This is a genomic window from Corynebacterium tapiri (genome assembly GCF_006334925.1).
GTDB classification, from domain to species: Bacteria; Actinomycetota; Actinomycetes; order Mycobacteriales; family Mycobacteriaceae; genus Corynebacterium; species Corynebacterium tapiri.
Genome location: NZ_VDHJ01000009.1, coordinates 46,428 through 62,282, shown reverse-complemented (window position 1 = coordinate 62,282; position 15,855 = coordinate 46,428). Strand labels below are relative to the sequence as shown.

16 protein-coding genes are annotated in these 15,855 nt (G+C 63.6%); 9 read left to right on the top strand and 7 right to left on the bottom strand.

All coding sequences use genetic code 11. The features are described from left to right. Positions 1–91: 91 nt before the first annotated feature. The 3 genes from FHE74_RS07350 to FHE74_RS07340 are packed head-to-tail and all read left to right on the top strand — an operon-like array spanning position 92 to position 1,996. On the top strand, positions 92–637 hold the full coding sequence (locus tag FHE74_RS07350) for an OsmC family protein (protein ID WP_139465858.1): 546 nt from the start codon (positions 92–94) through the stop codon (positions 635–637). Further along, positions 637–1,665, top strand: coding sequence for an acyl-CoA dehydrogenase family protein (locus tag FHE74_RS07345; RefSeq protein ID WP_139465857.1), 1,029 nt, complete (start codon positions 637–639; stop codon positions 1,663–1,665). Before FHE74_RS07350 ends, FHE74_RS07345 begins: the two co-directional genes overlap by 1 nt. A gap of 10 nt (positions 1,666–1,675) precedes the next feature. Beyond that, a complete protein-coding gene (locus FHE74_RS07340) occupies positions 1,676–1,996 on the top strand; it encodes a CHY zinc finger protein (protein WP_139465856.1) in 321 nt (106 codons plus the stop codon). A 3-nt stretch (positions 1,997–1,999) separates the two neighbouring features. On the opposite strand, the gene FHE74_RS07335 is transcribed toward FHE74_RS07340, so the two are convergent. From FHE74_RS07335 to FHE74_RS07315, 5 genes are all read right to left on the bottom strand, one after another. After that, positions 2,000–3,676, bottom strand: coding sequence for an ABC transporter family substrate-binding protein (locus FHE74_RS07335; RefSeq protein ID WP_139465855.1), 1,677 nt, complete (start codon positions 3,674–3,676; stop codon positions 2,000–2,002). A gap of 3 nt (positions 3,677–3,679) precedes the next feature. Continuing rightward, positions 3,680–5,770: a dipeptide ABC transporter ATP-binding protein gene (locus FHE74_RS07330; RefSeq protein WP_139465854.1), complete on the bottom strand. Its 2,091-nt coding sequence runs from the start codon at positions 5,768–5,770 to the stop codon at positions 3,680–3,682. Beyond that, on the bottom strand, positions 5,767–6,669 hold the full coding sequence (locus tag FHE74_RS07325) for an ABC transporter permease (RefSeq protein WP_139465853.1): 903 nt from the start codon (positions 6,667–6,669) through the stop codon (positions 5,767–5,769). The genes FHE74_RS07330 and FHE74_RS07325 overlap by 4 nt, the downstream gene beginning before the upstream one ends. 15 nt (positions 6,670–6,684) lie before the next feature. Beyond that, positions 6,685–7,668: an ABC transporter permease gene (locus FHE74_RS07320; RefSeq protein ID WP_139465852.1), complete on the bottom strand. Its 984-nt coding sequence runs from the start codon at positions 7,666–7,668 to the stop codon at positions 6,685–6,687. Positions 7,669–7,875: 207 nt separating this feature from the next. After that, positions 7,876–9,177 (bottom strand): M20/M25/M40 family metallo-hydrolase, encoded by a 1,302-nt coding sequence (locus tag FHE74_RS07315; RefSeq protein WP_139465851.1) that lies wholly within the window; start codon positions 9,175–9,177, stop codon positions 7,876–7,878. A 90-nt stretch (positions 9,178–9,267) separates the two neighbouring features. Here FHE74_RS07315 and bioB point away from each other — a divergent pair, with 90 nt between their 5' ends. Then, a complete protein-coding gene (gene bioB / locus FHE74_RS07310; RefSeq protein ID WP_139465850.1) occupies positions 9,268–10,278 on the top strand; it encodes a biotin synthase BioB in 1,011 nt (336 codons plus the stop codon). Continuing rightward, positions 10,278–10,481, top strand: a complete 204-nt coding sequence (gene bsaP / locus FHE74_RS07305) for a biotin synthase auxiliary protein BsaP (RefSeq protein ID WP_139465849.1) — start codon at positions 10,278–10,280, stop codon at positions 10,479–10,481. The genes bioB and bsaP overlap by 1 nt, the downstream gene beginning before the upstream one ends. 303 nt (positions 10,482–10,784) lie before the next feature. On the opposite strand, the gene FHE74_RS07300 is transcribed toward bsaP, so the two are convergent. Continuing rightward, positions 10,785–12,248 carry a peptide MFS transporter gene (locus FHE74_RS07300; RefSeq protein WP_139465848.1) on the bottom strand — a complete coding sequence of 488 codons (1,464 nt, stop codon included), beginning with the start codon at positions 12,246–12,248 and terminating at the stop codon, positions 10,785–10,787. Between the two features lie 86 nt (positions 12,249–12,334). Between FHE74_RS07300 and FHE74_RS07295 the strand changes: the two genes are divergently transcribed. Then, complete coding sequence (locus FHE74_RS07295; RefSeq protein ID WP_139465847.1) at positions 12,335–13,273, top strand: Sir2 family NAD-dependent protein deacetylase; 939 nt, start codon at positions 12,335–12,337, stop codon at positions 13,271–13,273. Here FHE74_RS07295 and FHE74_RS07290 read toward each other — a convergent pair whose 3' ends face one another. Then, positions 13,274–13,486: a cell division protein FtsW gene (locus FHE74_RS07290; protein WP_246049224.1), complete on the bottom strand. Its 213-nt coding sequence runs from the start codon at positions 13,484–13,486 to the stop codon at positions 13,274–13,276. 140 nt (positions 13,487–13,626) lie between these two features. Here FHE74_RS07290 and amn point away from each other — a divergent pair, with 140 nt between their 5' ends. The 3 genes from amn to FHE74_RS07275 all read left to right on the top strand — a co-directional run bounded on the left by amn (position 13,627) and on the right by FHE74_RS07275 (position 15,853). Next, positions 13,627–15,009, top strand: a complete 1,383-nt coding sequence (gene amn / locus FHE74_RS07285) for an AMP nucleosidase (protein ID WP_139465846.1) — start codon at positions 13,627–13,629, stop codon at positions 15,007–15,009. Between the two features lie 132 nt (positions 15,010–15,141). Beyond that, positions 15,142–15,444, top strand: coding sequence for an urease subunit gamma (locus tag FHE74_RS07280; protein WP_139465845.1), 303 nt, complete (start codon positions 15,142–15,144; stop codon positions 15,442–15,444). Between the two features lie 22 nt (positions 15,445–15,466). Further along, entirely contained in the window at positions 15,467–15,853 is a 387-nt protein-coding gene (locus tag FHE74_RS07275) for an urease subunit beta (protein ID WP_139465844.1), read from the top strand. Positions 15,854–15,855 lie beyond the last annotated feature (2 nt).

Here is a 15,855-nt window from a genome sequence, read left to right as displayed (position 1 = left end):
ATAAGCAATAAACAATAAGACCGCATTGTCTAGTTGTGGGAGCGCGAGTAGGGTGGCTGCATACAAAAGAACTCCAACGAAAGGACTCCCCATGTCTGACTTGACCCCCAACCACGAGGCCGGCCAGCCGATCGAGCCGATCGATAACCAGAAGCTCAGCGAGCTGGCGCAGAAGAACATCGACAACCCGGAGGGCGGCAAGAAGAAGATCCGCACCCACACCGAGGCCGATGGCTTCTTCCGCAACAACACCGAGGTGCGCGGCCACGTGATCAAGGTGGGCGAGCCCGAGAAGCTGCTGGGTGACGACTCCGCTCCGAACCCGACCGAGGTGGCGCAGGCCGGACTGGGCGCCTGCATTTCCGTGGGTATTCAGGCGATTGCGCAGCACCGCGGCGTTACCTTGACCAAGATCGCTATCGATATCGAGTCCGACATCGACATCTCCCCAACCTGGGGCGTGGGTGACCTGGGTGAGCACAAGCGCCCGGGTGTGTCCGACGTGCACGTCAAGATCGAGCTTGAGGGCGACGCGGACCGCGAGACCCTGGATCAGATCCAGAAGGATGCCATTGAGTGGTCCCCGGTGGTTAACACCTACACCCGCCCGGCCAACCTCACCAGCGAGCTCGTCTAATGGCACTGCTGAACGAGCAGCTGCGCGCCCAGATCGCAGACAATGCCTCGGCCGTGGACAAGGCGGAGCTGCCTGGTCGTCACGCTCTGCCGGAGCTCGGTCAGGCCGGCTTGATCGGCGCTGATCTAGCAACCTCCGCGCAAGTGGTGCGCGAGATCGCTGCGCTGGATCTGTCCGTGGGTTTCACCGCGTGGGCTACGCGCATGACCTACGAGTACCTGCGCCGCGCAAACACCCCTTATGCCTCCCAGCTGGCCGATCAGCTCGCCAGTGGTGCGCGCCCCGGTGTCACCGGAATGGCCGGCGCCTTCAAGGAGGCAGCTGGTGTGGGTTCGCTGGACTTGAGCGCTGAGCGCGTGGACGGCGGCTACCGCATCAACGGCAAGCTCGGCTGGGCCTCCAACCTGTACGAGGACGCCGTGGTGGTCACCGGTGCCAAGACCGCCGATGACCACAAGTTCCTCTTCGCCTTCGAGGCCGGCCACGAGGGCGTGACCTTTGGCAAGCCCTTCGGCCTGCTGGGACTCAACGCCACTGAGTCCGCGTGGGTGGACTTTGACAACGCCTTCATCCCGGATGAGCAGGTCGTCACCGAGGACTTCACCGAGTACATGGCCGGGGTGCGCCCCGTCTTCGTGCTCATGCAGGTCGCCGAGTGCCTGGGTGTGGCCGAGGCTGCCATCGCCGGCGCCGAGGGGCGTTTCGACGGCGTGAAGGTCACCTTCGAGCAGGATTGGCAGGAAGCCCGCGAGCGGGTGGCCGATGTTGCCCGCCGCCAGCAGGAGACCATTGAGGCGGTCACCGATGGCGGGTCCGTCGACCCGGTGGATCTGCTCACCCTGCGCCTGGATGCCGCCGACGCCGCTGTTCGCGCCGCCAACATCGAGGTGCGCGTGGCTGGTGGTGCCGGCTACGCCAAGTCTGCACCCGCCTCGCGTCGCTACCGGGAGGCCTCCTTCCTGCCCGTGCAGTCTCCCTCGGAGGCGCAGCTGCGCTACGAGCTGCAGGCCGCACAGGCCAAGCAGTAAGCCGTTGCCTGTGCAGCGCCGTCGCGGCGTCGGGCTCGACGCTCACGGCCGCTGCACGCACTACGCTTCGCTTCTCGACGTCGCCCTCAACCTCTGTGGCACCTGCGACGCCTATTTCTCCTGCCACCGCTGCCACGAGCAGCTGTGCGATCACCCGTTTGGCCGTCTCGAGGTCGAGCACCCCGCCGCAGTGGCCTGCGGGGTGTGTGGCCACACCATGTCGCTGGAGATCTACAGAAAGAAGGCCTGCCCGCAGTGCGGACAGGCCTTCAACCCTGCGTGCGCGGGGCACGAGCACCTGTACTGGCAGGTGGACGCGGACCCGCGCTAGCGGTTACTTCTTCACGTAACCGATGTCCTCGGTGGGGAGCACGGCGAAACCGCCGGGACCGTAGTTGGCCAGGTCTTCCTTAACGGCCACCATGTCGGCACCGTTGTACAGCGGAGCCAGGCCGTAGAACTTGAAGGCTTCCTTCTCCAGCTCGTTGCCGCGCTTGATCTGCTCGTCGGCGGTGGGCAGGTCCTGCAGCTCGTCGATCTTGGCGTCGAACTCAGCATTACCGGTCTGCGAGCGGTTCAGCTGGGAGCCAGAGCGGTACATCTGTCCAAAGTAGGCCACACCATACGGGTCGCCGGAGTTGAAGCCCATGGGGAAGACGTCGAAGTCGTAGGTGGTCACCACCTTGGAGAAGTCGGAGCTCGGGCGCTCCTGAACCTGCAGGTCGACGCCCAGATCCTTCATCATCGCCTGGATGGCCATCGCCATGGCGCGCGAGGTCTCGCTATCACCCATCAGGACGTAGCGCAGGGTCAGCGGCTTGCCGTCCTTCTCGCGGAACTGGGCGCCTTCGGCCTGGGTCCAACCGGCCTCGTCGAGAAGCTTCTTTGCGGCCTCCGGGTCGAACTTCTCCACCGCGGTCGAGAAGTTGTCCTCGTAGCTCTTCTGGAAGGGGTAGTTGGTCAGCGAGCCCGGAGGGGTTTCGGAGTACGGGATGCCATTGAAGATGATCTGGCCGATCTGGTCGCGGTTGATGCCGGTCATGATGGCCTGGCGGACCTTGGGGTCGCTCAGGTTATCGGCCTTGGCGTTGAGCGTCAGCAGCGACTTGCTGGTGCGAGCGGCAACGCGAATGTCTATGCCCTTCATGTTCTTCACAGTGGCGTAGCGGTTCTTGTTGGCCACACCGGTGGCGTTGATCTCGCCGTTGCGGAAGGCGTTGATGGAGGCGGAGTCCTCCATCTGGCGCATCACGCGGGCGTCGAGCTTGGCGGGGTCTCCCCACCACTTCTCATTACGCACGAACTTCACTTCACCCTTCTGCGGGTCGAAGTACTCCACCTTGAAGGGGCCGGCGCCCCACTCCGGGTGGACCTTGTTGATGAAGTCGTTGTAATTCGCCGGATCAGCCATGGCCGGGTGGGCAACCTGATTGAACAGGCCCTGCCAGAACGCGTAGGCGCCATCGAAGGTGACCTTGACCTGCTTGGGGCTATCGCCCTGCTCAACGGAGGTAATGCGCTCGTAGCCGTCAGTAGCGGCCGGGCTGTAGGCGGGGTTCGTGCCGTTGTTGATCTTCCAGGTGGTCTCGAAGGCCTTGACGTCGATCGGGGTGCCGTCGTTAAAGGTGGCCTTATCGACGATGTCGAAGGTGACCACGGTGTTGCCGTCTTTGGTTTCCTCCGAGGCGTTGGTCAGATAGTCCGGGTTGGGGGTGTAGTTGCCCTCGCCATCGAACAGCGCCAGGGTGGGCATGTAGTAGCGCGAAACATCCGAGCTGTAGCGGGTGCTGTCGGCATGGAATACGTTCTGCTGTTCCGAAATCTCAGCAATGGCGGTGGTCAGGGTGCCGCCGTCCTGGATCTCGTCGCGCGGCTTCTCGTTAAGGTCGGCCGCGGCGATGGAATCGGCGTTGTACTTCTCCTCATCGGATGCTCCGCCGGAGCAGGCACCCAGGATGAGAGAGAACGACGTGACGGATGCGACCAGTGCGGTGCGTAGTGGTGAGCGCATGATTTACAGCTCCTTGGGGTGAGTAGGGAACAAGCAGGCGTGACGGTGATCCAGGCTGGGGTCATTCGTCAGGGGTTCGAGCGGGGGCTCGACGGTCTCGCACGAGGTGCGTTCGTCCGGCGCCAGCTGTCGGTAGAGCGGGCAGCGGGCGCGGAAATGGCAGCCCACGGATTCGTCGACATCGGACAGCGGGAGCAGAGCCTTGTCCTTGTCGCTGCGTGGAGCGCGCGGATCCGGCAGCGGGATCGCGGACAGGAGAGCTCGGGTATAGGGGTGCGTCGGGGCGTCGAAAAGCGCGTCCGTATCCCCGATCTCCACGAACTTGCCGCGGTACATCACGGCGGCGCGATCGGAGATGTGGCGGATGACCGAGAGGTCGTGGGCCACGAAGAGGAAGCTGACGTTGAGCTTGGCTTTGAGCTCATCAAGCAGGTTGAGCACTCCGGCCTGGATGGAGACGTCGAGGGCGGAGACGGGCTCGTCGAGCACGATGAGCTTAGGCTCGGCGGCCAGCGCGCGAGCCAGCGAGATGCGCTGACGTTGGCCACCGGAGAAGGCACCCGGGAAGCGGTCGATGTGTGCGGGGTCTAACCCCACGAGGTCCATGAGCTCGCGCAGCCGGGCGTTGACGTCGCCCTTCCAGCCGAGGGCGTCGAGGGGTTCGCGCAGGATCTCGGCGACGGTCAGACGCGGGTTGAGCGCGCCCATCGGGTCCTGGAAGACGATCTGCAGATCCTTGCGGGCTAGCCGACGCTCGCGGGAATTGAACCCGGAGACGTCCTTGCCGCCGAGCACGATCGTGGAGCCATCGTCAGGGGCGAGGTCCATGATGTTGAGCAGGGTGGTGGTCTTGCCGGAGCCGGATTCACCCACGATGGCGAAGCACTCGCCCTGGCGAATATCAAAGTCCAATCCGGCAACCGCATCGACGGAACCGACCTTGCGCTTAAACAGTGCGCCCTTGGTGATGGGGAAGGTCTTGCGCAGGTTGCTGACCTCCAAGACGGTGGGGAGTTCCTCGCGGGGGACCTTGTCCACGATCGCCTCCGGAGCCGGTTGAGGCAGGAAGATGCGATCGCGCGAGACCTGATCCGTCTTGATGCAGGCGGCCTCGTGCCCCTCGCCGACGCGGATGAGCGGAGGCTCGGCGGCGGTGCACTCCTCGCTCGCGATCGGGCAGCGCGCGGCGAAGGGGCAGGCGTCCGGCAGGTTGACCAGGAGAGGAGGTGCTCCCTCGATGGTGGTCAGCGGGCCAGAACTGCGCTCTGCGGCCGAGGGGATGGAACCGAGCAGGCCCACGGTGTAGGGCATGCGCGGGGAATCGAAGAGGTCGTATACTCCGGCCTTTTCCACGGGGCGGCCGGCGTACATCACCATCACCTGGTCGGCGGTACCGGCGACCACGCCCATGTCGTGGGTAATCATGATGGTCGCCGTACCCAGCTCGCGCTGGACCTTCTCGATCACGTCCAGGATCTGCGCCTGAATGGTTACGTCCAGAGCGGTGGTGGGCTCATCGGCGATGAGCACGTCCGGGTTGTTGGCGATCGCGATGGCGATGACCACGCGCTGGCGCATGCCTCCCGAGAACTGGTGCGGGAAGGAACGCAGGCGCTCCTTGGGCTTTGGGATTCCCACCAGATCCAGCAGGTCGGCCGCGCGGTCCCAGGCCTCCTTCTTGGACATGCTGCTGTGCGCCTGCAGAGCCTCGACGATCTGCGTTCCCACGTCGAACACCGGGGTGAGGGCAGACAGCGGATCCTGGAAGATCATGCCGATGTCCTTGCCGCGGATGCCGGACAGCTCCTTGTCGCTCAAGCCCAGAAGCTCGCGGCCGCGCAGTTGGATGGAACCGCTGACGTCGGCATACTCCGGCAGCAGGCCCATGACCGAGGTGGCCGTGACGGACTTACCCGAACCGGACTCGCCCACAATCGCCAGGGTCTCCCCGCGATGCAGATCGAAGGAAACACCGCGCACGGCGTTGACGGTTCCCGCCTCTGTGGGGAAGGAAACGTCAAGGTCGCGCACGCTGAGGACGAGCTCGTCCTGATTGGCAGGGGTGGCGGAAGTGTGGTCTAGCGGCGTACTCATGCCTTACCTCCGGCGGACGAGTTGGGATCGAGAGCATCGCGCAGGCCGTCGGCCACGAATGCCATCGAAGTGGTCAAGAGAGTCAGGATGGCAGCGGGGGCGAAGAACAGCCACGGTGCGCTCTCGATGGAGTTGGCGCCCGAGGCCAGCAGAACGCCCAGGGAGACGTCCGGGATCTTCACACCCAGGCCCAGGAAGGACAGGCCGGTCTCGGACATCACGGCGCCGACCACGCCTAGGGTGAGGTTGAGCACCAAGAGCGAGCCGATGTTGGGGATGAGGTGGCGCAGCATGATGCGCCAGGAGGACACGCCCATGTAGCGCGCGGCCTGGACGTACTCGCGCTCACGCAGGGAGACGGTCAGGGACCAGACCACACGGGCGTAGGACATCCATCCGAAGACGATCAGCACGATGACCAGCAGGCGCCAGTCGCCACCCGAACCGGAGACGACCAGGGCGGTGAGCAGGAAGGAAGGAACCACAAAGAGGAAGTGGATCAGCGCCAGGATGAGGCGCTCCGGCCAGCCACCCAACAGCGCGGCAGCAGTGCCCACGATGGCAGCGATGACCGTTGTGGCGCCCGAGACCAGCACCGCGATGACCAGGGAGCGGCGCAGACCCTGCACGATCATGGCGTACAGGTCATTGCCCGAATCATTCGTGCCCAGCCAGTGCTCAGCCGACGGCGGCTCGGACAACGCCATGAAGTCTGGCTCGTTGAAGTCCCACTTCGCGGTCAGCGGGCCGATCAGTGCGAAGACGATGAGTCCCAGGAAAATGACGGAACCGATCACGGCTGCCTTGTTGCGCCGGAAACGGCGCCAGTACAGCGTGGATTTGCGCATGGGGGCAGCCACGGAAGTCAGCTGCTCAGCGGGGAGTTGTTGAGTGCTCATAGTGTCGTGGCTCCTCTAACTGATCTTGACGCGCGGGTCGAGGAAGGCGATGAGCAGGTCAGACAGGATGGCGCCGACGGCCACGGTCACCGCGCTGAAGGCGGCGAAACCGACCGTGCCATGAATGTCATTGCGGGCGATCGTTTCGATGAAGTAGCGGCCCATGCCGTTCCATCCGAAGATCTGCTCGGTCACGATCGCGCCGGTGAAAATGCCGGGGATGGAGAACGCGACCGAGGTGGCCACGGGGATGATCGAGGTGCGCAACGCGTGACGACGAATTGCCTGCGCCTTGGTCAATCCCTTGGCCCGAGCGGTGCGAACGTAGTCGGCATTGATGTTGTCCAGCAGCATGGAACGCTGCAGGAAATGGTAGCCGGCGTACGAGATGATGATCAGCGAGATGGTGGGCAGCACGAGGTGCTGCGCGGAATCGATCAACTTGGGCAGGAAGCCTTCCACACCCGTGGTGGACGCCCCGGTCACGTAAAAGACCGTGGTACCGGCGGCGTTGTTGATCTTGATGGCGCACCACACCACGACCAGGGAGGCGACGACCACGTGGGTGTTCATCGTGAAGATGGAAATGAACTGCCAGATGCGGTCGGTGCGCTTGTATTGGCGAGAAGCGGTCATCACGCCGATGGCCACACCGATAATGATGGACAGAATGGTCGCCAGGAGAACCAGTTGGGCGGAGACCCACATGCGGTAGGCGATTTCCTCGTTCACGCTCACACCGAGCGGGGACTTACCCCAGTCCCAGTGCAACAGAATGCCGGTAAGCCAGGTCCACCACCGCTCCATCAGCGGGGTGGTGTCGCTCAGGTTCAGCGGGGTGAGCATGGCGTCGATCTGCTCTTCGGGAACCGGCGGGCGTCGGCCCTGGTAGTTCGAGCGCGGATCGAGGAAGAAGTTGGAGAGGAAGTACGTCAGGTTGACGGCGACAAAGATCATCGCCACCCAACTGAGAATCTTTCTGGCGAGGAATTTCAGCATCGCGTCACATCAAGCCCTTCATTGGTCAAGGGTTCGCCTCAAACCTTCTGTGAGCAGGAGATTTGAGACCACACACAACCTATCTAGTGAGGTGAATCACCTGTAGTTGTATTGATACTAGACCTAACGCAGGGTTGCGCGAAGGCAAACGCCAAATAAAATTCAGGAATTTACATAAAATTTAGGGTATTGGCAGGTCAGGGCCAGTCAGCCCACGAGCTTGCGCACCACGGAGTCGTAGGCCTGCACCGTCAGATCCAGGTCCTCGAGGTACAAGTGCTCATCGTGCGAGTGCAGCTGCGAGTTCGCCTCTGCCAGATCCCGCTCGCGGGTGTGCAGAGCGAATCCGTATCCGTTTCCTCCCAATCGGCGGGCAAAGCGCAGGTCAGAGCCGCCGGTAGCGCACACAGGGACCACTTCGCGGCCCGGTGTTAAATCCCCATACGTATCCACGATCGCGTCCCACAGCGGGCCGCTGGTGGGCGAGAGGGTAGAAGGCTCCGAGATCAGGCGGGTGATCGTCACCTCGTCGGCCAAGTCGCCCAGCGCGGTGCGCAGCATCTCGTCGACCTCATCGTCGCTGGTGCCCGGGGTGGGGCGGATATCCAATTCCAGGTATGCAGTCGACGGCAGCACGTTAATAGCACTGCCGGCACGCAGCACGGTCTGCGAGAACGTGGTGTGGCTGAAGGCATGGGCGTAGGCGCTTAAACGACCGAAGTTGGTGTAGTCCCCGGTGCCGTCGATAAGCGAGCGCTCCGTGGCGTCATCAAAGCGGAACGAGCGCACGAAGTTGGACCACAGGTCGTCGCCAAGCACTGGCGCCTCGAAGGCCGCGAGACGACGCGCGACCTCCCCGATCTTGACCGTGGCAAAGTCCTTGCCAAACGGAGTCGATCCATGCCCGGCGTCCCCGTGGACGGTAAGCCGGCGCTGCGCAGCACCCTTCTCTCCGACGTTGACCCCCAGGCCGTCGACGCCTACGCGGGAGCCACCGGTCTCCGAGAGGCAGTTGCGCCAACTGAACGCGTCCGGCTGGTTCTCCGAGATCCACTTCGCGCCCAGGCCACCGCGCGCCTCCTCATCAGCGAGGCCGACAAAGGTGAGCGTGCCGCGGGTGCCGCGCCGGGCTGCCTCGCGCGTAGCCGCTGCCATGGAGGCGGTGATAAACAGCATGTCCACCGACCCGCGCCCATAGAGCTTGCCGTCCTTGATCTCGGCGCCGAAGGGATCGACCGACCACAGGGACTCGTCCACCGGCACCACGTCGGTATGTCCAAGCAGGGTCAACGGCTCGGCCTCCGGATCGCTGCCGTCGACCGTGAACGCGATGGACACCCGGGTGGGGTGCGGCTCGAAGCGCTGGATGCGGACGTTCGTTCCGGCAAAGAAGCGCTCGAGGGTGTCGGCGTTGCGGACCTCGTTGCCGGAATCGGGCGTGAAGTCGTTGACGCAGGCGTTGGAGATGAGTTCGCGGAGCAGGGACAGGGTGTCGTCGTACAGGGCCATATGGGCGAGCCTAGCGCTGCGTTTTCTTGAACGACGTTTAATAGTCTGCGATATCGTGTTACGCACCACGACTTGAACGGAGTTCAATCCATGACTCAAGACATCTCGACCCGCGCACTCGACGCGATGGCCCGCGCCCGCGAAACCACGCTCGTTACCGGTGAGCCGCTGGGCACCGAGGACCTCATTGCCATCCTGCACACCCCCGACGAGCACCTCGCCGAACTCAGCCAGCTCGCCCACGAGGTGCGCCTCAAGCACGCCGGTGACCTGGTGGAAGTCGAGGGCATCATCAGCCTCAAGACGGGCGGCTGCGGTGAAGACTGCTCCTTCTGCTCCCAGTCCGGCCTGTTCAAGGAGTCCCCGGTGCGCTCGGTCACCCTCGATCCGGCCGAACTCGTTGAGGCCGCCAAGCACTCCGCTAAGAACGGCGCCACCGAATTCTGCATTGTCGCCGCCGTGCGCGGCCCCGACGACCGCCTGCTCGACCAGGTCGCCGTTGCCATCGAGGCCATCCGACGCGAAGTGGACATCAACATCTCCGCCTCTCTCGGGCTTCTCGACGCCTCCCAGGCCCAGCGGCTTCGCGACATGGGCGTGCGTCGCTACAACCACAACCTAGAGACAGCCCGTTCCCACTTCCCGCAGATCGTGAGCACCCACGCCTGGGACGAGCGCCTGCGGACTTTGGAGCTCGTGCGCGAGCAGGGCATGGAGGTCTGCTCCGGCGGCATCATCGGCATGGGCGAGTCCCTCGAGCAGCGCGTGGAATTCGCTCAGCAGCTTGCCGCGCTCGAGCCCGCCGAGGTCCCCATCAACTTCCTGGACCCGCGCCCCGGCACCCCGCTGGCCAACTACCCGGTGCCCACCCGCGGTGAGGCGCTGCGCGCGATCGCGATGTTCCGACTCGCCATGCCCACAACGATTCTGCGCTTCGCCGGCGGCCGCGAGCTCTCGCTTGGCGACGACGGCACCGAAGCCGGCCTCCTCGGCGGCATGAACGCCATCATCGCTGGCAACTACCTGACCACTCTGGGCCGGCCTGCCGAGCGCGACCTGGACATGCTGGACAAGCTCCAGCTCCCGCTGAAGGTCCTGTAATGCCTTACGACCCGTTCACCGGCGCCGCGCTGGAAGGCTCCCCGGCCGCCCGGTTTTCGCTGGATGCGCCCTCGCCCTCGGCCCAGGCGGGTTTGGAGGCCCCACGGTTTTGCACCGAATGCGGACGGCGCATGGTGGTGCGCATTAACCCGATGGGCTGGGTGGCGACGTGCTCCCGCCACGGGGTGATTACCTCTGAGTAGGAGGGGCTGGGGTGCTTCCCGCGCTAAACCTCTTCTCGGGCTAGGTCTCTTTCCTGTGCTAGATCTCTGCCCGCGCTAAACCTCTAAAGGAATAGGACCAAAGGACACGCCCTTTAGAGCTTTATCGCCGATTTAGGGCTCCTTTGGTCCTATTCCTTTAGAGCTCTGGCCTCTCCCAGCAACCAAGCCATCTGCCCACCCAACAAGCCCCCCAACAAGCCCCACCCCGAAACGCAAAAAGAGCGCACCGGCCCAGAGAAGACCGGCACGCTCTGTGCGCCTAAAGCGCTGGCGCGAAAAGACTTAACGCACGTCGACGAACTTGCGCAGCACCCACTTGCGCAGCGCAATAACGATCACACCGAGAACGATCGAGGCGATGCCCACAATGGTGAAGAACGCACGCTCGGCAGTCGGGTCGCTCGGGTTGTAGTAGCTGCCCAGGGTGCCGGACAGAGCGGTACCCATCGAGACAGCGAGCAGCCACATAGCCATCGTGCGGGACTTGAAGGCCTCCGGGGCGACCTTGGTGGCCAGCGAGTTGCCCACCGGGGAGAGCAGCAGCTCACCCATGGTGAACAGGAACACAATCCAGATGACCACAAAGATCGGGGTGCCATTAGCGCCCGAGGTAGCAAACGGCAGGAAGAAGAACAGCGAGACACCGATGATGATGTTGGCCAGGCCGAACTTCATCGGGGTGGAGGGCTGGCGCTTGCCCAGCTTGGTCCACATCGTGGCAAAGACGCCGGCGAAGATCATGATGAACAAAGCGTTGAAGGACATGATCTGTCCGGGCGCGAGGTTGATGCCAAAGAAGTTGCGGTCCAGGCGCTGGTCGGCGTAGACGGCCAGGACGGTGAACTGGGACTGGAAGATCGCAAAGAAGGCGACTGCGGCCAGCATCATGGGGATGTAGCCGATCAGGCGGGACTTTTCCTCCGGGGTGGCGTGCGGCGAGCGCTGCATGTGCACCATCAGGTAAATGATCGCAGACAGGGACACGAGCACCACGATGTTGGAGAGCCAGTCGATCTTGATGACGCCGGTAGCTACCAGCAAGGCCACAAGCGCAAACAAGCCTACGATCGCGCCGATCCACTTGAACCACTGGTTGCGGGGCAGCGGGCTGGGGATCTCGGAGCCGGCAGCACCGATGGTGTCCTTGCGCATGAGGATGTACTGGATCAGGCCGATGGCCATACCCACGGCGGCGATGCCGAAGCCCCAGTGGAAGCCGCCCCAGCCGAAGAGGAATCCGGTGATCATCGGGCCAAAGAAGGCACCGATGTTGACGGCGAGGTAGAAGATGGAGAAACCTGCGTCGCGACGCGGGTCGGTCTGGGAGTAGAGCTGACCCAGGACGACGGACGCGGCAGTCTTCACGCCACCGGAACCAACACCAACGCACAGCAGACCCAGGGAAAGACCGAGGACGCCGGGGATGAAGGCCAGGACGATGTGACCGGTCATCACCAGAATGGCCGAGTAGAACAGGGTCCGCTCGGAGCCGATCATGCGGTCAGCGACCACGGAGGCGACCAGCGCCATCATGTAGACGAAGCCACCGTAGGCACCCACGATGGAAACAGCCTGCGCCTCGGTGAAGCCCAGTCCGCCTTCCGTCGCGGAGTAGTAGAGGTAGAAAGCGAGGATGGACTGCATGCCGTAGAAGCTGAAGCGCTCCCACAGCTCGATTCCGAAGAGGTTGGCCAGGCCCCAGGGCTGACCCAAGAACTTCTTCTCGGTTGCCGGTGATGTGCTCATGGTCACCTATTGTCACCCTTTGTGGGCTAACGGGCCTAATCGACCCGCCCATAAAATACTGACAGCAGCATTAAAATCCATCGACTGTGAGCGCATTCGACGATCCCGCAGTAGCCCAGGCGCATGCCTCAGCATTGCGCTCGATCGCCCGTGTGGTGGAGGAAAAGATCACGCCGGTTGAGGCTGAGGTGGCTGCTCAGGGCGTCGAGAAGCTCTTTGAACGCGGCCGCGCCATGGTGCTGACGGGTGCGGGCGTGTCCACGGATTCGGGAATCCCGGATTATCGCGGCGAGTCCGGCAAGTGGAAGACCACGCGCCCGATGACCTTCCAGGAGTTCAGACACGACCCCGCGGCGGTGCATCGCTATTGGGCGCGCGCGTTCGTGGGGTGGCGAGCCATGCGCACCGCGCAACCGAATCAGACGCACCACCTGCTGGCGGATCTGGAGCGCGCCGGGCGGATCACGGGCGTGGTCACGCAGAACGTCGACGGACTGCACCAGCAGGCGGGCTCGCGCAACCTGGTCACACTGCATGGGGATATGTCGCAGGTGGTGTGTCTGGATTGCGGTGCGCGGGAGGAAAGATCGCTTCTCGACGCCCGTTCGCAAGCCCTCAACCCCAACTTCCTGGAATCGATTCGCCTCGATGAGTCGATGGTCAACCCGGACGGTGACGTGGAGCTGCCGGCCGAAGCCGTGCAGCGCTTTGTGCAACCGGGGTGCCTGCGGTGCGGGAGCCTGAAGATCAAGCCGGACGTGACCTACTTTGGCGAGCCGGTCTCGCCCGAGCGCCGGCAGCGTGCCCGCGAACTGGCGGAAGAGGCGGATTTCCTGCTGGTCATGGGCTCATCCCTGGCGGTGATGAGTGGCTATCTGTTTGTGATCGAGGCGCGCCGGGCGGGCCGGCCCGTGGCCGTGATCAACGGCGGGCCGGGGCGCGCAGATGACAAGGTGGACGTGGTGTGGCGCACCGACCTCGCCGCGGCGACCCGAAGGCTACGGCGCACGCTCCTGCCAGGCTAGCTAGTGCTTCTTCTCCCATCGCTTCCTGCGGAAGACAAAGAAGGGAAGAACCAAGAGAAAGTAGAACCCGAGGTAGAGGGCTAGATGCACGAAGAGTCCCTCGGAGGTCACATCCTCCCAGGCGACGCCTTCTACATTCGACGAGGCGACGCCTCGCCAGCCGGTGACCTGGCTGATGTAGAAGCTGGCAATCACCATGAGTGGCAAAAGCACAAAGGAGAACCACCACGGTGGGACCCAAGGCCGACCGTCCCCGTCTCTCCTGTAGAGGGCTCCGCCAAATCCCATCTCGGACTGCCTCCCTGAATGTAGTGGCGCCTGCCAGCGTAACCGCGCGCGGCTAACCTGTGGGTATGGAACAGGTAGCTACGGCAGAACAGGGCGTCGAGAAGCTCATTTCCCTTTACGATGCAGCGTGTTCCACGGCCCGGGCGGCCATGCGCGGCGAGGGTGATTACTCCGCGGTGCGCTACCCGCGCCTGGTGGTGGACGTGCTGGAGTGGCGGCCGATCGATCGCACCGAACCTTTTGGGTATGTGGATCGACCGGGACGCTACAGCGCGGAAGTGTCGCGGCCGCGGCTCATGCGTGACTACCTGCTAGCGCAATTGGAGCGGCTGACCAGCAACTATCCCTGCCACATCTTTGTCGGCCCCTCCGAGACGAGCATTCCACCGGAGTACATCGATGGGATCGAGGCGACGGAAAATCGTCCGGCGGATGCCCCGCGACCCTCGCTGGATACGGTGCACGACGCGATCATTGACGGTGATTGGGAGGCCTTCCACGGCGAGGAGCTGCCGCTGTTTCACTTCGGCCCGCAGCGCTTCGACATCGCCTGCGCGCGAATCCGCCACTACACGGGCATCGACGTGGACAGCTGCCAGCGCTACATCCTGTTCACCAACTACGCCATGCACACCACCGAGTTCGTTCGCTTTGCGCTGCGGGAGTTGCGTTCGGGTGAGTCGCGCTACGAGCGGCTGGTCTTGCCGGTTGGGGAGTCACTGACCAGCGAGTCCACCGCGGAGATCGAGGACCTGACTCTCGAGTCGCCTTACCAGATGCCTCGCTACGACCTCGTGGCGCCGGACGGGCAAGGCATCACGATGATCAACATCGGCGTGGGGCCGTCGAACGCCAAGACCATCACGGACGCGCTGGCGGTGCTGCGACCGGAGGCGTGGGTGATGATCGGGCACTGCGCGGGCCTGGACGGGCGCATGCGCATCGGCGATCTCATTCTGGGCAACGCCTATCAGCGCAAGGATCACCTGCTAGATTCCCGCATTCCGCACTCGGTGCCCATTCCCGCCGTGCCCGAGGTGCAGCGCGCGCTGGAGAAGTCCGTGGCCCAGGTCTATGGCAACGATAATTCGCTCATGCGCACTGGCACGGTGATCTCCACCGACGACCGCAACTGGGAATGGCAATCTCCGCGTGAGCTGTGGGAGTGGCTGCGTGGCTCCACCGCGGCGGCCGTGGACATGGAGTCCAGCGCGCTGGCGGCCAACGGATACCGCTACCGCGTGCCCTACGGCACTCTGCTGAGCGTGTCCGACCTGCCGCTGCACTCCGTGCCCAAACTGCCCACGCAGGCGCAGGCCTTCTACGCGTCCTCGAAGGAGGCGCACATGATGTGCGCGGTCAAGGCCATGGAGTTTCTGGCGCGCGATCCGGAGCGTTTGCGTACCCGCAAGCTGCGTCGCTCGATTGCGGAGGTTCCCTTTAGGTAGGAAGTGGCCTAAAGAGGGTTGACAATTCCTCGGGAATTCTGCCTTGCGATAGGTACAGTTGCTGTTACGAGGTGCGGGGCAGTGTACGCTGCCCGATTGGCAAGCAATGACATGGAATAAAGGGGCGGATAAGTGCATCTTTTGCCCAGAGAGCAAGAAAAGCTCATGGTGGTCGTCGCGGCTGATCTAGCACGCCGTCGACAGGCCAGGGGATTGAAGCTTAACCATCCGGAAGCGGTGGCGATCATCACCTACGAGCTGATGGAGGGCGCGCGCGATGGGCGTTCGGTGTCAGACCTCATGAGCTGGGGATCCACGATCCTGACTCGTGATGACGTCATGGAAGGTGTCGCCGAAATGATTCCCACCGTGCAGGTAGAGGCCACGTTCCCGGACGGCACCAAGCTCGTCACCGTCCACGATCCGATCCGTTAGAGCGCAACAGGAAAGGCATGCCGTGATACCTGGAGAAATCATCACCGCCGACGAGCCTGTGGTGTGCAATCCCCGCCGGAAGTCAATCGAGATTGACGTGGTCAATACCGGCGACCGGCCGGTGCAGGTCGGTTCGCACTACCACTTTGCGGAGACGAACCCGGCCCTGGCTTTTGACCGATCCACCGCCTTGGGGCACCGCCTGGACATTCTGGCCGGCACCGCCGTGCGCTTCGAGCCGGGAGACAGGCGCACCGTCAAGCTGATCCCGTTGGGCGGAAAGCGCAAGGTCTACGGCTTCCACAACATGGTCAGTGGCTCGCTGGATCCGCGCGAGCCCGCCCCGGTGCACATGATGGCGCACGCCGGGTACGACTTCGATTCCCGCGAAACAGAATACGAGGAGTAAAG